This is a genomic window from Treponema denticola (assembly GCF_024400535.1).
GTDB lineage: Bacteria > Spirochaetota > Spirochaetia > Treponematales > Treponemataceae > Treponema_B > Treponema_B denticola_C.
On record NZ_CP038800.1, the window covers coordinates 483,029 to 500,075 of the forward strand.

The following is a 17,047-nucleotide window of genomic DNA, read 5'->3' on the forward strand; positions in this document are numbered from 1 at the left end:
TTTTTACCACGTTACAATGCTATCAACCAGTTCCCGCTGTTCGCTTGCGGTGCGGCGTAAATAAATGCGCGTTGTTTCAATACTTTCATGTCCCATTAAATCGGCAAGAAGGGAAATATCATTGAACTTTTCAAGAAAATTCTTTGCATAACGATGCCGGAATGAATGCGGATACACAACCTTTTCACTTATCCCGTACTTTCTGGCATAATTCTTTAGTTGCTGCGCAATTCCGCGGGTAGTAATGTGCTTTTCAAAGCGATTTAAGAATAGATAGCCGGACTCACGTCCAATTGATTCCAGCCATTGCATGGCTTCTTCCTTCAAAATTTTTGGAATATAGAGCCGCCTGAGTTTTCCGCCCTTTGAATATAGATCAAAATATCCCAACTTAACATGCTCAACTTTTATCTGAATAAGCTCGCTGACTCGCGCCCCTGTCGCTGCGAGGAACCACACGACAAAATACCATTCTCGATTTCCATCTCTTTTAAGGCTTGATTTCAAAAATTGATAGTCAGCATTACTGATAACATTTTCAAGGAAGTTCTTCTGCTGAACTTTTACAAATTTTAACTGCAGCTGATCTTTATGTATAAACTGCAAATACTTGTTAATTCCCTGAATCCTTAAATTCACCGTTTTCGGTTTAAAAAACTCAATCAGATAGCCTTTGTATGCAAGCAGATTTTCCTTACTGACAGAATCATAATGTTCTGTGTAGTATTTAACTGTCCATAAATACGATGTAAGAGTATTCTGAGAAAGATTGCTTTTCTTCAAATACTCTTCAAAACTTGTGCCGTTTTCCATAACGACCTCCCAATAAACAAGATTAGCGATCTCTCGCTTACCAGAGAGTATACTTGTAATGTGATTTCTTGTTATTATGAGAAGTTTGGTGATGGAACCGAAAAAGCTACAGAAATGCTCTCTGCTATTCCCGAATCGTGGACATGGAGCCATTTTGGCGATGTTGCTGATGTAATAAACGGAAAAAATCAATCACAGGTAGAAGATGACACTGGTGAATATCCAATTTATGGAAGCGGCGGTATTATGGGATACGCTAATGACTATATTTGCCCGGAAAATTGCACAATAATCGGACGCAAAGGTTCAATAAACAATCCTATATTTGTGGAAGAAAAGCTCTGGAATGTCGACACTGCTTTTGGCCTTGCACCATCATCAATTGTTCTGCCTCGATATCTATTTTATTTCTGTAAATCATTTGACTTTACATCATTGGACAGCAGTACAACATTGCCGAGTTTAACCAAAACAAGTATTCAGCGTATCTTATTTCCATTACCGCCATTAGCTGCACAAAAACGGATTTTAGATAAAATTGATGAACTTTTTAGCCAATTAGACAAGATTTCTTTGAATATTATCTAAATATTATCTAAAACATAAAATATTTCTTCAATTCTAGCAACAATTCTTTTTTGCTCTGAAATTGGAGGAATAGCAATAAAAGATTCTGCCATTTCGTGTAAATAAAATCCCATTTGAGCAGTACCGGTAGCATGTTCAGCTACATAATTTTGATAAAAATTACTATCAAAAAAAAATTTTACATACTTGTTGTAAACCTTGGTGTTAAGAATGGAAACACTCCGTTGAAAGCAGATATTCATTCGGCCGTCGTAAATGCAACTTCTTCCTAATGAACCTACGGATGTGAAAAGTATATCACCCGTTGTAGCATTGGTCCTCAAATTTTCTGCATCAAACATCTCTTTCGTTAAATATCTGACATTTTCTAAATCTTCTACTGTGTTATGATTAATATTTCTTGAAGAAATCATTATATATTCTGTTTTTTCTTCGATACCTTTAGGTGGGTTATGATCTCCATCTACAAGCTTATCGCAAATTCGTCCTAATTTTGTCCACTGCCAGTTTTCCGGTAGTTCAAAAGGAATCTCATTATCAATACAAAGATCTTTTTTTTCAAAGAACTTCTCATAATAACAATTATCAGTAGAATTTTTATAAATATACGAATCATTCTTGCCGCGTTTTATCTCTCCGGCAGCGATTTTAGCTTCTTTCTCAGCACGCAGTTTTTCCAACATCACGAACGCCGGTTCGTCGGCAGGATCTTGCGGAACAAGTTTCCCGCGGATTGCAAGATCGAGGATTTTTGACTTTGCCTGTTTGACGGCTGTCTGTAAGTCGGCTTTGTTTGTTTCCAGAATATCTATCTGTGCAAAGATTGTCTCTATTGCTGTAACGATGCGCTGTTGTTCTGCGAGAGGGGGAAGGGGAAATAAAAATTTTTTAAAGACATCAAAAGGAGGAATATTTTTAATAGCTATCCCTTTTCCCGAAGCTACTGCTATTTCCTTTAAGCTATGATCAAAATATTTAAGAAAATAAAACTTATCAATATGTTTTGTGATACTCATTCTCATAAGAGCCTGGTTAATTATTCCTTGTTCAATATCATCAGGAAGAATATACGTTTCTCCAATTGTTCCAGCACAGCTTACAAGAATATCACCCGGAAAAACTTCAAAGCTTTTCATATTCGACTCAAAATATTCCCTTGTAATATAGTATTCACCTAATGTGTGCCTTTTTTGAATTACATTTTTTTGTTCATATACCTTTAGTGTATTATCAGACTTAGGTACAAATAGAGATTTTGTAAGGGAACTACCAAATGGCCCTTTTTTATATTGCCCAATCTCCCCCAGTCTACACCACGCCCAGCCCTCCGGCACGGCAAACGGGATTTCATCCTCGATATCCTTCACCCTGCCGTCTGCGAACTTCTCATAGTGCCTGTTATCATCACCGAAAAAAATATAAGAATCATTTTTACCGCGTTTCAGTTCACCTGAAGCGATTTTTTTCTCTTTTTCTGCACGGATTTTTTCAAGGAGTATGGCTGCACTCTCATCGGCCGGGTCTTGCTTTACCAGCTTTCCGTGAATGGCGAGGTCTAAAATTTTTTGACGTAATGCGTTTGTGTTCACGTTATAATCTCCCTGTAACTGCCATTATCAGCTGCCGCTCATTTCAAGCGAGTTTTTATATTCTTCTATCTGCTCGCTCAAATTCCGTATATGGTGCGAAAACATAAAATGTAAGAACTCCGCAGGATCATCCTTGTCTTGTGAAGAAGAAAGACTTTGAATATATTCTGCCCTATTTTCCTTTTTTATAATCGAAGGAATTATTCCAGCCTCATATTGGATAAAATTCATTAAGAGCCGGCTCATCCGTCCGTTTCCATCTGCCCAAGGATGAATGTAAACAAGTTTATAATGAGCGAGAAAGCTAAAAGCGTATTGAACTTCTATTCGCTTTTGCGCAATGCTTTTTCTTTCCGAATTGAGCCAACTGCAAAATTCTTCCAGTTTTTGCGGAAGCTTCTGCCACGCCATATAGCTTTTTCCGCCTCGTCCTGCACTGACATTTACCAATCTGAGCTCTCCTTTTGCAGAAGAAAATGTTCTGCTGATGGTATTGTACACAGTGCCGGTATTTTTCATTACGAGAGACGAAAGTTCACAGAGGATTTCCGGTGTCATTTGGGTGTGCTGTTTTGCAAGTTCAAAGCTTTTTTCGTATGCAGCTTTTAGGTCAAGGTTCATAAGCTGTTCATGAATCGGTTTATTTGCACTTATCCCTTCGTCAAAGAGAAGCTGATTTTCAATTTCCGTTACGGTAGAACCTTCTATTGCGGTTGAATGTGTGATAATCGAATATAAATAGAATTTATCATAATCAAGCTGCTGAGAAATTTGCAGCTTGTTGTATTCGTTTATAACTTCTGAAAGTTTATTAAAATTTTGTTCTTCGTTCCGATCTATCATTCTTCAATTCCTTCAATCAGTTTGGAAAGTTCGGCAACAGCAGCGGCGACATTTGCGCTTTTGGTTTGAATTGTCTGCATAAGCTCGGCGAGTGAACAGTCCACTGTATCGGAACCGTCTTTTATCCAAGAAATATCCAGACCGGTTTTATCCCGTGCAAGCAGTTCATCGACGTGATATTTACGCCATCTGCCGTTCGGATTTTCGGGCGACCACGTTTCTTTGCGGTCTTCAAAATGTCCTGCACAGTAGCAGTTTACAAAGTCTTCAAGGTCGGAACGTTTAAGCGGTTTCGTTGCAAGTGTGTGTTTAATCCCTGTCCGGTAATCGTAATACCATGTCTCTTGTGTCGGGCTACCTTTTTCAAAGAACAGTACATTTGCTTTTACGCCGTTTGCGTAGAAAATACCGGTCGGCAAACGAAGAATCGTATGAAGATTAAAATCTTTTAGCAGTTTTTTGCGGAGAATTTCTCCGGCACCGTCTGCAAAAAGCACATTATCGGGAAGAACGATTCCGGCTCTCCCGCCGTCCTTTAACATGACCATCATGTGCTGTAAAAAATTTAACTGGTTGTTGCTTGTTGTTACAATTAAATCGGAACGCATGGTCGAAATATCGACGCTTCCTGCAGGCCGAGCGCCGAAAGGCGGATTTGCAAGAATTACATCTACAAGATGTTCGGGTTCGTGTTCCAAACTATCTTCACATTTAATCGGCGTGGTGTCCGCTCCAATGTCGTGAAGATAAAGATTCATAGAAGCCAACGTTACGACAAGAGGCGTAATGTCATTGCCCCTCAGCGCCTTCGTTTGTAAGAAATCCACTTTACTCTGTTCGTCGCTTTGTTTGCGCATATAATCATAGGCAGCAAGCAAGAAGCCTCCGGTTCCGCATGCCGGGTCGGCAACAGTCTCCATAATCTTCGGCTGAACAACATCAACCATAGCATTAATCAAGGGGCGCGGCGTAAAGTACTGCCCTGCTCCGGATTTTTTATCCTGTCCGTTTTTTTCAAGAATACTTTCGTAAATTGCGCCTTTTAGGTCTCCGTCCATACTGAACCAGTTTTCTTCATCAATCATTCCGATCAGTTTTTTAAGAAGAGCCGGTTTTGTAATCTTATTTTGTGCTTCCGTAAAAATTGCGCCGATAAGTCCGTCAGTTGCCTGTAAAATTTCCAGAATCTTTTCATATTTTGCAAGTTGATCAGGTCCGTCCAGTTGAACAATATCTTTCCACTTACTTCCGTCAGGAAGTGCGCTGCCTAAATCGTATGATTCTTTTTCAAAATCCATTTTTAGAAATAAGAGATATGTCAGCTGAATAATATAATCCGTAAATCCGATGCCGGCTGCTGCAAGAACGTCTGCCATGTTCCAAACTTTTTTCGTAAGAGCCTGTTCCGGTTTTGCTTGTGTTGCTTCTTTTTTTGCCATTTTTATGCTGCCTTTCCGTAGAATAAGTATTTTGAAATTGTCTGCATTTCCGCATTTAGTTTGTCGGCTCCGAAGATTGGAACGGCTTTTACAAACAAATCATGCTTTGCATTGTTTAATTCAATGTTCGTGATACAGCCGTTTTGAACGATATATTCTGCAATCTGCCGCACGATTTCAATTTGTTCCGGCGTAAATTTACGCCAAGCCTGTCCGCAATAAAGGTTGAAATAGCTGCCGAATCGCCTTTTAAGGGACACAAGTTCATCATCCAACTTATATCCATATCTTACCAGTTGAATAAGATTGGTAAAAACGCCCAGCTCCGTTTCTCTGTTTAAGGGTTTTACTTTTCCGCTTTCTCCGTCCAGCGTTTGATAGCACGTCCATAAGAATTCCGGCTTGAACTGGTTATTATACGCAATCAGCTTCTTTTCCAAATCTTTAAGCATTGTATACGTGATGGCGATTTTTTCCTGATTATAAAGAATCCGTAACGCTTCAATTTCATCTTTATTGTCATCAAGATAGGTTTCAAATGTCGCAATATATTCTTTTGCCTGCTCTTTTGAAAATCCTGCATAAATTAACGTATCCTGTTTTTCAAGGGCAATTTTAATAAATCCGGCATTGATTTCCAAAAGTTTTTTGCGGGCTTTTACGTTGTTTATGAGCGGGGAAATTAAAATCTTTCTTTTTGTGTTCGGCTCGTTAATATCTTTGTAGGGGGGTAAACTGCAAGACTCGGGTGCGATTGATTCAAAAATATTTACAGCCAATTGTTTTACGGTAATAGCGCCGAGTAAGTCATTAAGTTCGATAATATCTTCCGATTCGGCTTTTTATTTACGCGTGAAAGATAGTCTGCTAAAAGTTCCAAATTATTATCGGATAATTCTCCGTGTGCAAGATGTTCAAGAAGGTCCTTGAGCGGCAAGACTTTTTTTACATCGCCGTTTCCGCCCGGAGCCGGCATTGATTTTCATGCTCCGTTACGCCTACAGCATCCACAAGATAGTAAAAATCTTTTGAGATCGCATTTGAGGTTACGTTTCTTAGTTTATCGTCGGCAAATGTTCTGCATCCGCGTCCTTTCATCTGAGTGTAGAGAACTTCGGAATGTATATCGCGCATAAAAACAAGAATTTCCAAAGGTCTGATATCGGTGCCTGTTGCAACAAGGGTAACGGTAATTGCAATCCGAAAATCTTTATCATTTCTAAAATCGCTGATCAGTTGATTTGAATTTCCGGATTTACACGTAATCAACTGGGCATAATGTTCGGGGATTTCTCCGTTAGGAAATTCGTTTTTGAAAACCTTTTTGATTGCTTTCAATATGTCTTCTGCATGGTTTTCTGTTTTTGCAAAGAAAAGCGTTTTTGGAATCATAGTCCAATCTTTTTTTCTGTCCGGGTACAGAGACTCATAGATGGAATCTTTATATGCTTGAACAACCGTTTCTATTTGTGCCGGAATCACGACACTTCTGTCTATATCCGTTTTGGTGAATTGCCGGTCTTCATGCTGCTTTTGCGTTTTTCTTTTACCGCTCCAGTTGGAAACTTTTTTGATTTTTTCACCGTCTTTAATGGTGCCGCCGGTTTCCGAAATTTCGGTTTTAATTCTATACACACGCGGAGGAACATTAACTCCGTCGGCAATGGATTTTTCCAAAGTGTAATTTACTACCCGGTTTTTATTAAAAAACGCTTCAGCTTCAGGTGTCGGAGTTGCCGTCAGTCCGATGATTTTTGCATTATTAAAATAAGTAAGAACCTGCCGCCAATCTCCGTAAATCGAACGATGACATTCATCAATTATAATTACGTCAAAGAAATCCGGCGGTAAAAGTATGTTTCCGGTAAACTGAATTCGTTTTCCCGGTGCATTTTCATCATTATCCATTTCTTCGTCATCGCCGGCATCGTTTATTTCTTGCCCCGTGAGCACTGCAAAAAGCCGTTGAATCGTTGAAATGACGACACTTGCATTTCCTATTTTTTCAACGCTTTTAAGACGATGAACAATATATTCATCGGAAAAAGGATTACCTGTTTCCGTAAGTTTATAGGTGCCGAACTCGCCTTCGGCTTGCTTCCCAAGATTGTTACGGTCGACAAGGAAAAGAACCCGCTTTGCGGATGTATAATTCAAAAGACGATACGCAGCGGTACAGGCGGTAAATGTTTTTCCGGCACCCGTAGCTAAAACGATAAGAGCCTTTTTGAATCCCTGCTTAAATGAAAGTTCCAGCTTCGTGATTGCTTCAAATTGACATCCTCTTAACCCTTTTGCCCCTACAGCCGGGACAGAAGGAAGTTTTGCATATTCCGAATCAATGTCGCCGCCCGCCAATTTAACAATATCTTTCGGAGTGAGCATTTTTTTAAGAACTTTATAACTCGGTTTTTCGTCGTGCATATCCTTAAAGAGCAAAGTCTCGCCGTTTGAAAGAAAAATAAACGGAAGCGGAGTTTTCCATGCCCGTATCCAATCGGGCAGAATATTTCCGTAATTTTGCGCTTGTTCTGCAACTTCAAGGCCTAAATTATTCTCTTTTCCTTTTGCTTCAAGAACCCCTATAGCTTTTCCGTCAAGATAAAGAATGTAATCAGCTTCTTTATTACCTTTTAAGATATTTTCACGGACGGCTTGTGCATTTATCGCTTCGGGAACAAACTCATCCCGGTTGACTACCGTCCAGCCGGCATCTTCAAGATATGCATCTATATAAACACGCGCTTTTTGCTCAGGCAATAGGCCGTCATATCTGAAATTATGATTGTTCTTGTATTCCGTCATAAATATATCCTAATGTTCTCATATCCCAAAACTATAGGAACAATTATAACACTATTTTAGTTATTTTAATAGTACCTTATAATGCTTAAAGGCAGCCGCTGAATGGCCGCAGCGTTTTGTAGTTTCGGGGATGTTTCTAAATTTGTTACTTTTCATCATCCTTTGCTAGACTTAAACTGCACTTTAAGATAATATACCGGTAGAAGATAGGAGCCGTTTATGATAAAAATTCAAAAATAGAAAACAAAGACGAAAAAGCAAAATTGTCGAAGAAGTTTTGACGGATTTACCGGAATGGTTCGGATTGCCTGAAAGCACAAAAGAGTATATTAATGATTCAAAAGAATTGGATTTATGGGCAGCAAAAGAAAATGATGAAATTATCGGGTTTATAACATTAACCGAATCAAGCCCTGATTGCGCTGATGTGCATTGTATGGGAGTAAAAAAAATATATCACAATAAGGGAATCGGCACATTATTATTTAATGAGCTGAAAAAATTTGCTTCAACTAAATATGATTATATACAGGTAAAAACGGTAGATGAAGGACACTATAAAGAATATGACCAAACAATAGCCTTTTATAAAAAACAAGGATTTAAAAAATTAGAAGTTTTTCCCACACTCTGGGATGAATGGAATCCTTGTCTGATAATGATCCAAAAATTATAAAATATCAAAAGTATTATCGGATAATTTTAGAATTTTATCATTACATTGTACTTGCAAAAAAAATATTTTGTATTATAATATTATGAGGGGGTAAGTATGGCAAGTACATTAGTTCAAATTAGGGTTGATGAGAAACTGAAAGATGATGTGACTGCTGTTTATGAGCAGTTAGGATTAGACTTATCCACAGCCGTACGTATATTTTTTAAGCGTAGTGTTGCTGAAAATGGGATTCCTTTTAATATGAAACTGGAAAATACCAAACAAACTTTAATAAAAAAAGAAATCCCTCCGGACATTCTTTCAGCAATGCAATCTATGTCTAAAAGTGCAGCAATTTATGGCGTTTCCGAAATGAGCATTGAGGAAATTAATAATGAAATTGATGCAGCACGAAGAGGAAAATAGAGTGCCTCTGTACGCTGTAATTGATACAAATGTTCTTGTTTCTGCATTTTTAAAAGAAAATTCTATTCCTCGTTTTGTGATTAACTATATGTATGCAGGCAAAATCATCCCAATTTATAATGAGGTGGAAACCTTTGTTGTAACACCTCGTCAAATTTTAGATTTACTTGAGAAACCAATTTAGTAACAAAGGAGCTTCACCTCATGTATATAACCGATAACGAAACAAAAAAGGCCTTACTTATTTTTACCGATATATTTTCAGGAGCGGCCTCAAACTCTCATATAAGCCGTTCCGCATTACAGGAAAAAAGTGCGGAAGCCCTAAAAGAAATAGAAGAAAAGGAGCTGCAAAGCCTCGTTGAAACCATCTTTTTAAAGCCCCTATCCTCCCTCCGCTTTAGAATAGCAAAAGAAAACCCTGCAACTCTTGTAGGTTCGGGGCAGCTTGAAAAAATTGCTCAAGCTATCGAAGAAGAAGGAGCCGACCTTGTTGTGTTTAATAGTGCGGTAAGCCCCCGCATTCAGCGAAACCTTGAAGCAGCCCTTAACACCTGCGTTATAGACCGCTCCGAGGTTATTATCCAAATATTTGCAGATAGAGCTCAAACAAGGGAGGCCGTCTTGCAGGCTGAACTCGCCCGTTTAGAATACTCTATGCCCCGCCTTACAAGAAGATGGACGAGCCTTGCCCAACAAAGAGGCGGGGCAAAAGGAACAAGGGGAGCTTCCAGAGGTGCGGGTGAAAAAAAGCTGGAACTTGACAGAAGGCGCTTAAAAACCGAAATTGCCAAGCTCAAAAAAGAGGTAGAGCGGGTAAGACTTCAACGGAGTGAACAGCGTAAAACCCGCTTAAACGGGGATAAAAAAATAGGAGCTATCGTAGGCTACACAAATGCCGGAAAATCCTCCCTTTTAAAAAAACTTTCGGGGGCGGAAGTCTTTACCGAAGACAAGCTTTTTGCCACCCTTGATGCCGAAACCAGAAAAGTTTTTTTACAAACGGGCGAAAAAAATATTCAAATTTTATTGATAGACACTGTAGGCTTTGTAAGTAATCTTCCTCACCAGTTGATTGATGCCTTCCGCTCGACCTTGGAAGAAGCCGCCCTTGCAGATTTTTTAATCATAGTCTGCGATGCTGCCCATCCTGCAATGCCTGAATGTCTTGAAGTAACAAAAAAAGTCTTAGACGAGCTTTCTTGCAGCAATAAGCCTGCCATAATCGCAATAAACAAAATAGATGAAGTTTTTGATGAGGCTCAAATACTGAGCTTAAAAGAGCGTTACCCCGAAGCCGTCGAAATTTCGGTTAAGACGGGAAGGGGACTTGAAGGGTTAAAAAGAAAACTTGTTTCAATATGCGGTCTATAAACGGAAAATCACAAAAAAACAGGAAAATACAAAAAACCCCCGTAAGGGCCTTTTAAGGCATCCGTCTTACGGAGGTTAAAAGCATAAGAGCTTAAATAACCGTTCTTAATTACGGTATTTCAATGTAGAAAAAGTCATAATCCAGCTTATCATTGCCATGCGCATCCTTACCGGGAGAAACCAAGTTACAGGCAAATGCCCGATTTCATGCATCACCCTTTGCCTTAGCTTTAGCAGGTGTATTGTCATCTTCATGGGTATCGTTTTCAGCTGCAGTACGGGATCCGTCGGTAATACCTTCACCGTCAGGATTAAAAGGAGCAGCTCCGATTTTTACTGCATAGTTACCTCCGCGGAAAAGCTTATCATCATCAATATAACCCGTAATAAGCACATAGTATTTTGCATTAGGCTCTGCAACATATTCATCCGGAATTGTTTCCAATTTTTCCTGAACAGCAGTTAACAGCATACATAGTCCTTAACATTTTTAGTATACCACAAATTGTCAAGTTTTTCTATAATTGATTGATTATACTTAAAATCCGGTCGCTTATCTTTTTTTCTTAGTCAATGCTCCCTTAAAGGCTATATCCAAAACTTCTTCAACATGGCTTACAGGGTAGAACTTAATGCCCTTTTTAATGTATTCGGGGATTTCGTCCAAGTCCCTTGTGTTAGCCTGAGGAATAATAACTTCCTTTATCCCGTTGCGGCGGGCGGCGATTGTTTTTTCTTTTAGGCCGCCTATGGCAAGAACCTGTCCTGTAAGTGAAAGCTCTCCGGTCATGGCAAGTTTAGACTTGATGGTTTTCCCTGAAAAAAGAGATAAAAGAGCTGTGGCCATAGTGATACCGGCGGATGGGCCGTCCTTTGGGGTAGCTCCCTCCGGCAGGTGAAGGTGAATTATATTTTTTTCGAACCAGTCCGGTTTTTTTATCTTTTGGTCTACGGCAAACATTCGAGTCCATGAAAGGGCTATGCCTGCAGATTCTTTCATAACGTTTCCGGCTTGGCCTGTGAGTTTAAAGCCGCCCTTTCCAAGCATAGATGCAGTTTCTATCAAAAGAGTATCTCCGCCCATAGATGTCCATGCAAGACCTATCGAGGTACCTGGAACATCGGCTTTTTTAATATCGTCATCGCGGAAGATAACCTTGCCAAGCATCTTTTCAATGTCGGCCTTTGTTACGATCAGTTTTTCGTCTTCTTTTCCTTTGCCGTTTACAATTTCGGTTGCAACCTTGCGGTGAATCTTATCCAGCTTCTTTTCAAAGTTGCGCACGCCGGCTTCCCTTGCGTAAGAGTTGGCAATGTAAAGGAGCATATCCTGACTGTAGACTACCTGATTCTTTTTAAGACCGTGCTTTTCAAGGCTTTTCGGAATAAGGTGTTTTTTTGCTATCTGCACCTTTTCGGAATCAATGTAGCCTGAAAGCTTTATTACCTCGGCCCTGTCCAAAAGAGGGCGGGGAATGGAATCGAGGGTGTTTGCCGTGAGAATAAAAACTATGTTGGAAAGGTCAAAGGGCAAATCCAAATAGTGGTCTCTAAAGTTTATATTTTGCTCGGGGTCTAAAACTTCGAGGAGGGCACTTGAAGGGTCTCCCTGATAGCTTTGCCCCATCTTATCGACCTCGTCTATCATAAAAACGGGAGAATTGGTTTTTACTATCTTTAAACCCTGAAGGATTTTACCGGGCATGGCACCTATGTAGGTTCTTCTGTGCCCCTTTATTTCGGCCTCATCCCTCATGCCTCCGACCGAAAACCTAAAGAAGGGCTTAGACATAGCTCTGGCTATGGACATTCCGACGCTCGTTTTACCTACACCGGGCGGGCCTAACAAAAGAATGATCGAACCCTTGGTGTCCTTCTTTAACTTTCGCACGGAAAGGTATTCTATTATTCGGGTCTTTACGTCTTCAAGCCCATAGTGATCCTTGTTTAAAATCTTTTGAGCTTTTGCAATATCGTATTCTTCCGGCTCCGAATTTTTCCACGGAAGGGAAAGAATGGTTTCCAGATAATTGCGGGTAACTATGTATTCGGAAGAATAGGGGTCGAGCATCTTAAATTTTTCAAATTCGGAGTCCACCACTTCTTTTACCTCTCCGGTAAATTGAAACTCTTCTATCCTCTTTGCAAAATTTTCTTCTTCATTGGTCTTAGGATCTGTGGTCAGCCCCAATTCTTCTTTGATGGATTTAAGTTCTTCCCTTAAAAAATAATCGCGCTGATTTTTTTCGACACGCATGTTAAGGTCATCCTGTATCTTGCGCTGAACCTGTAAAGTTCTTGTTCTTTTAATGTGAACAAAGACCTCTTCCATTCTCTTTTACATTTAGAGTTTCAAGAATCTTTTGCTGATCTTCTTTTTGAATGTTTAAGATACTTGCGATAAAGTCGGCTATTTTTCCGGGATGGTCAATATTGATCATATTGAGCCGCATCTCTTCGGAGAACAGGGGATTGTTTTCAGAAAGCTGCTTCATCTCGCTTATGAGGGCTCTGGTAAGGGCTTCCACCTCGTGGCTTTTTTCTTCTTCATCATCCAGATATTGAACGGCTACGACTATGGGATTTGTATCATTGACGGTTTTGCGTATCTTAAAGCGTTTTTGAGTGGCTATAAAACATTGAGCCCGCCGTCGGGCAGATTTATCTTACGCACGATTTTGCAGCACAGCCTACCTTGTACAAGTCCTTGGCTTGAGGGTTTTCTATATTGTTTTAAGAAGGGTAAGCCCTATAAAACCGTCGCCCGCATAGGCATCTTCGATTGACTTTATGTCTTCGGGGGCATTAATTAAAAGCGGCGTAAAAATGCCGGGAAAAATCGGCCTGCCGCTCAAAGGAATAATGTTCAACTTCTGAGGCAGCAAGCTTTCTATCGGAACAATTTCTTTTTTATCACTCATTCTTTAAATATCTCAATAATTTAAAAAAAAGTCAATCGGAAAAGATGATTATTAGCGGGAACTCCTTATGTTTACAGTTGAGCTCTCCTTAACTCTTTTCTCTACTTTTTCTCTCTTATATTCTCAACAAAACTTCTTCTTTAACTTTTGAGTTATCTAATTTAGGGTATATTTTTATTTCCAGCCCCATTCCAATACTATCAACATAATCAATAAGTGTCGATAACTTTATATCTCCCTCTGATTTTTTTCTTCAGCTTTTACAATATCTTTTACCATTTATACGTAAATCGATTTTATCAGAATTCATCTGAATTTATCCATCTTCTTAATTTTGATTCCATTTTTTTCCTTATTTTTTCTGAAAATTCCGAAAAAGTGCTGCAATTTTGCGGAATATAAAAAGGACATAGGTAAAGCATTCCTCCCATTCCCTTTATTTCTCCTAACTCATTTAAAATTGTCTCATTTTCATTTTCAAATGGATATATGTAAGCTCCCTTCATAGTTTTTATAATATGCATATATGCTATAACTTGGGCTAAATCATCGGAAGGCGGATTCCTTTTATCAAAAGGTTTATATTTAGCATCCAGCACAAAATCATCTCTATAAAAATCAGGAATAAATCGGCCGATATTATTGGTTAAAACAGATATTCCCCCTACTCCTTTTCTATTTTCAGGGTGAAAAAATCCGATTTGTTTTAATATTGTTGCAAGATACTGTTCCCAAAGCCATGAAACGTCAAATAAAATTCCGTATACACGATTCTTCTGCCGTGCAAATTTTATTTTTTTATTTTGAAGAATTTGAATACATAATTTTTTTAGCGGAACATAATAGGTAAAATACGGATGGTTTTGTTTTTTTATAGCAACAGCTATTATTTTTTGTCTTTCACCTGAATTGTAAAGAGGCGTTGCCATTTTGATTGTTTTGACAGCATCACGAATTTCTTGAGAAGAAGTTAAAATACCGGCAATATCTTTTTTGGCTGAGATATATTCAATCGTGTGCCGTATAAGTTCTGTTGTTGTATTGTCATAAGAATATTCTCTTGTTTTATATGCAATCTTTCCTTCAAATGGAATATTTTTTGAATATGACGGGAATCTCAATGACGCCCTGACGTTTTCATCATTTTATGAAAAGTTTTATATTCTTTATACATGCCTTGAGAGAGAGCTTTTGCAAAGCCGTGGGAATATATAAATAAGTAAGTTTAATACACTTTCTTGTGAAGATGAAAAATTGAGGTTTGTAATATTAAGGTTTAATACTTTTTGAATCATGTAATGAAGAAAAAAATCTTCTTCGTTTTTTGCAAATCGTGAGGTTATGGAAATATCAGTATCATTTATGCCAATGAATCCCGCTATATTTTCCGTAGAAAAAATATAATTTTCTTCCTTGTCTGATTTTGTAAGGCTTCCGAGTTTTGACTCTTTTAGTAAGTCTGCGGAATCTTCCAACTTTGTCGGAAATATCAAAAGGTTTTCCTCCGTTGAAAGTTCTGCAAGCGTTTTATTTGAAATTCTTTTTATATCATTTACGGCAGCCTTAAAATCTGTTTCTTCGTATTCTTGGCTAATAGTTTGTAACTGTTTGCCGCCGTTATTGTCTGTAGTCTTAAAAATAGCCATAAAAATTATTCAATATTTATCATATCAAAAGCATTCTTTAATAATTCAAGATTGCTTTCTTCATTTCCGCTTCCCTTTAAATATTCAACAAGAAGATCATGCAATGAATTTTCCCAAAGTTCATCAGAAGTTTCCATGTCATCATCCAATTGCTTAAAGTAAGCAGCTCCTATATGATATGCAGAATTAAGACCGTCAATTTTGCTTATTGCATTGTTAAGACTCTCCATACGCGTTTTTGTGTTTTCTGAAAGCTCAAAATTTTCCGCACTTTGAGCTGCCGTAATTTCTTTAAAAGCAAACCTTCGTCTCATAGCAAAATCCATGCTTTCAACGCTGCGGTCAATATCGTTCATTGTACCTATGATGTAAACATTTTCGGGAACATAAAAACCGTCTTCAAAAATGTCGCCTGTTTCAACAAGATTCTGATACTGTGTTTTTACCAGTCCTTTTTTACCACGGTAACCGGGATCAACGGAAAAGAAAAGTTCTCCAAAAATTTTACTTATTTCTCCACGATTGATTTCATCAATAATAAAAATAAAATCTTTTTGCTTTATAGGTTCGGAGATTTCCAAAATACTTGAAGAATTTTGATTTGTATAAATCCAATTTAATGCAGCCCAATATGCAGAAGAATGAGAGCCTCCTATCACATTTCTAAATTCTTTATCAATATTTTTTATATTATCCAAACTTTGTTTATCAACAAACACTTTTGACAGTTTTTCAAGACGATCGTAAGAAACAATGTATGTTGTTTCTTTCCCGGAAGCCTTTGTTTTAACAACGATATTATCATTATCTGTTACTTGTAAAATATCCAGAGGGATATTTGTTCTTTGATGTAACTCCTTTAAATCTCCATTACGTATCTTATCAAGCAATTCAAAAAATTTATCTTTGAAGGAAACTTCTTTCTGCATTTCATGAATAGATTTTTTACTATCTTGTAAATTCTTAACGGCTTTTTTACAGAAAGCCTTAAAGGCTCCATCCTTGCGTTCAAACATCATGTTAGTTTTATCGGTATTATTTACAGGTCTTAACCCTTCAACAAAATCCGTATAGTCATAACTTGGATGAAACTGAACAAATTCCGTTTCTGCATCCATGAGTTTAGCTATCTGTTTTGCAAGATATGTTTTCCCGGTTCCGGGAGCACCGTGTAGAATTATATTGTGGTGCTTTTTAAGGAAATTTTTGTAATTTTGTATATTTGTTTTGAGGATTAAATCATTTGTATCAGGTTCATCCTCTTCTTGTTCAGTATTATCTTTTTTTGCTTCCGGACTATTTTCCCAAATACTCCATAATTCATCTCCTTTTTGCCATATAGTTTTTTTAGAATCAGTGTTTGAAAGTATAATTTGCTGCATTTTTGAAATGGGACTGTTAATAGTGAAATTATTATCTTTATTTGCTAAATATAATATTGCTTTTGGTAAATAAATATTTAGCAGTTTTTTATTAGAGTATAAAAAAGCAATTTTCCATTTATATGCATCGCCTAAATCAATTAAATCTATTTCTTCAAAATGACCTTTTTGAGATGCTTCAATAATTCTGATTATATTTGAGTGTACATTTTCATAGGCTTCCTGTCGATCTTTCCTGTATTTACTATACCAAGCATATTCATTGTCGGATAAAGTTCCATTTCTCCCTTTATTTTACCGCCTATTTTAAATATTCCAAATTTATAAGCTGATCCGCCCCATATTGAACCTAGCTTTTCTGTTTTTTTCTCAACCCAATAACAAAATGAGTTACTCCTCTCCGTATTTGTATATTCTTCCAAAGTTAAATTTCGTACTCTTTCTAAAGGAAATTCATTGTTGAATTCTTCATAAATTTTATCCTTTTCTCGTTCAATAACATCAGTTAACATTTATTCATCTCCATTCTATATAAGATTTTTTAATATGCCGGAAAAATAAAA

Annotated in this window: 12 protein-coding genes and 4 pseudogenes; 5 read left to right on the plus strand and 11 right to left on the minus strand. The window is 37.8% G+C overall.

Annotation, left to right across the window (positions count from 1 at the left end; genetic code table 11):
* Positions 1-3: 3 nt before the first annotated feature.
* Positions 4-813: a tyrosine-type recombinase/integrase gene (locus E4N78_RS02220; RefSeq protein ID WP_002673445.1), complete on the minus strand. Its 810-nt coding sequence runs from the start codon at positions 811-813 to the stop codon at positions 4-6.
* A 60-nt stretch (positions 814-873) separates the two neighbouring features.
* Between E4N78_RS02220 and E4N78_RS02225 the strand changes: the two genes are divergently transcribed.
* Positions 874-1,401 (plus strand): restriction endonuclease subunit S, encoded by a 528-nt coding sequence (locus E4N78_RS02225; RefSeq protein ID WP_255811470.1) that lies wholly within the window; start codon positions 874-876, stop codon positions 1,399-1,401.
* Here the strand turns inward: E4N78_RS02225 and E4N78_RS02230 are convergent.
* The 4 genes and pseudogenes from E4N78_RS02230 to E4N78_RS02255 all read right to left on the minus strand — a co-directional run bounded on the left by E4N78_RS02230 (position 1,398) and on the right by E4N78_RS02255 (position 8,077).
* Entirely contained in the window at positions 1,398-2,990 is a 1,593-nt protein-coding gene (locus tag E4N78_RS02230) for a restriction endonuclease subunit S (protein ID WP_255811471.1), read from the minus strand. The genes E4N78_RS02225 and E4N78_RS02230 overlap by 4 nt on opposite strands.
* Positions 2,991-3,017: 27 nt before the next feature.
* A complete protein-coding gene (locus E4N78_RS02235) occupies positions 3,018-3,833 on the minus strand; it encodes a Fic family protein (protein ID WP_255811472.1) in 816 nt (271 codons plus the stop codon).
* A complete protein-coding gene (locus E4N78_RS02240; protein WP_255811473.1) occupies positions 3,830-5,272 on the minus strand; it encodes a type I restriction-modification system subunit M in 1,443 nt (480 codons plus the stop codon). Before E4N78_RS02240 ends, E4N78_RS02235 begins: the two co-directional genes overlap by 4 nt.
* Before the next feature lie 2 nt (positions 5,273-5,274).
* Positions 5,275-8,077, minus strand: a pseudogene (locus tag E4N78_RS02255) (DEAD/DEAH box helicase family protein).
* A gap of 206 nt (positions 8,078-8,283) precedes the next feature.
* Here E4N78_RS02255 and E4N78_RS02260 point away from each other — a divergent pair.
* From E4N78_RS02260 to hflX, 4 genes and pseudogenes are all read left to right on the plus strand, one after another.
* A pseudogene (locus E4N78_RS02260) lies at positions 8,284-8,753 on the plus strand (GNAT family N-acetyltransferase).
* Positions 8,754-8,849: 96 nt separating this feature from the next.
* On the plus strand, positions 8,850-9,161 hold the full coding sequence (locus tag E4N78_RS02265; protein ID WP_010693046.1) for a type II toxin-antitoxin system RelB/DinJ family antitoxin: 312 nt from the start codon (positions 8,850-8,852) through the stop codon (positions 9,159-9,161).
* Positions 9,139-9,345, plus strand: a complete 207-nt coding sequence (locus tag E4N78_RS02270; protein ID WP_255811478.1) for a PIN domain-containing protein — start codon at positions 9,139-9,141, stop codon at positions 9,343-9,345. The genes E4N78_RS02265 and E4N78_RS02270 overlap by 23 nt, the downstream gene beginning before the upstream one ends.
* Positions 9,346-9,365: 20 nt before the next feature.
* Positions 9,366-10,535, plus strand: coding sequence for a GTPase HflX (gene hflX, locus E4N78_RS02275; protein ID WP_255811479.1), 1,170 nt, complete (start codon positions 9,366-9,368; stop codon positions 10,533-10,535).
* Between the two features lie 205 nt (positions 10,536-10,740).
* On the opposite strand, the gene E4N78_RS02280 is transcribed toward hflX, so the two are convergent.
* From E4N78_RS02280 to E4N78_RS02300, 6 genes and pseudogenes are all read right to left on the minus strand, one after another.
* Positions 10,741-11,007 (minus strand): hypothetical protein, encoded by a 267-nt coding sequence (locus tag E4N78_RS02280; protein WP_255811480.1) that lies wholly within the window; start codon positions 11,005-11,007, stop codon positions 10,741-10,743.
* An 81-nt stretch (positions 11,008-11,088) separates the two neighbouring features.
* Positions 11,089-13,456, minus strand: a pseudogene (gene lon, locus E4N78_RS02285) (endopeptidase La).
* A gap of 299 nt (positions 13,457-13,755) precedes the next feature.
* Positions 13,756-14,586: pseudogene (locus E4N78_RS13765) on the minus strand (5-methylcytosine restriction system specificity protein McrC); the annotation flags it as partial.
* A 36-nt stretch (positions 14,587-14,622) separates the two neighbouring features.
* The gene (locus tag E4N78_RS13770) at positions 14,623-15,102 is read right to left on the minus strand and encodes a 5-methylcytosine restriction system specificity protein McrC (RefSeq protein ID WP_370645001.1); all 480 of its coding nucleotides are present in this window, start codon (positions 15,100-15,102) and stop codon (positions 14,623-14,625) included.
* Between the two features lie 5 nt (positions 15,103-15,107).
* Positions 15,108-16,484: an McrB family protein gene (locus E4N78_RS02295; protein WP_255811481.1), complete on the minus strand. Its 1,377-nt coding sequence runs from the start codon at positions 16,482-16,484 to the stop codon at positions 15,108-15,110.
* A 191-nt stretch (positions 16,485-16,675) separates the two neighbouring features.
* A complete protein-coding gene (locus E4N78_RS02300) occupies positions 16,676-16,996 on the minus strand; it encodes a hypothetical protein (RefSeq protein ID WP_255811482.1) in 321 nt (106 codons plus the stop codon).
* Between the last annotated feature and the right edge of the window lie 51 nt (positions 16,997-17,047).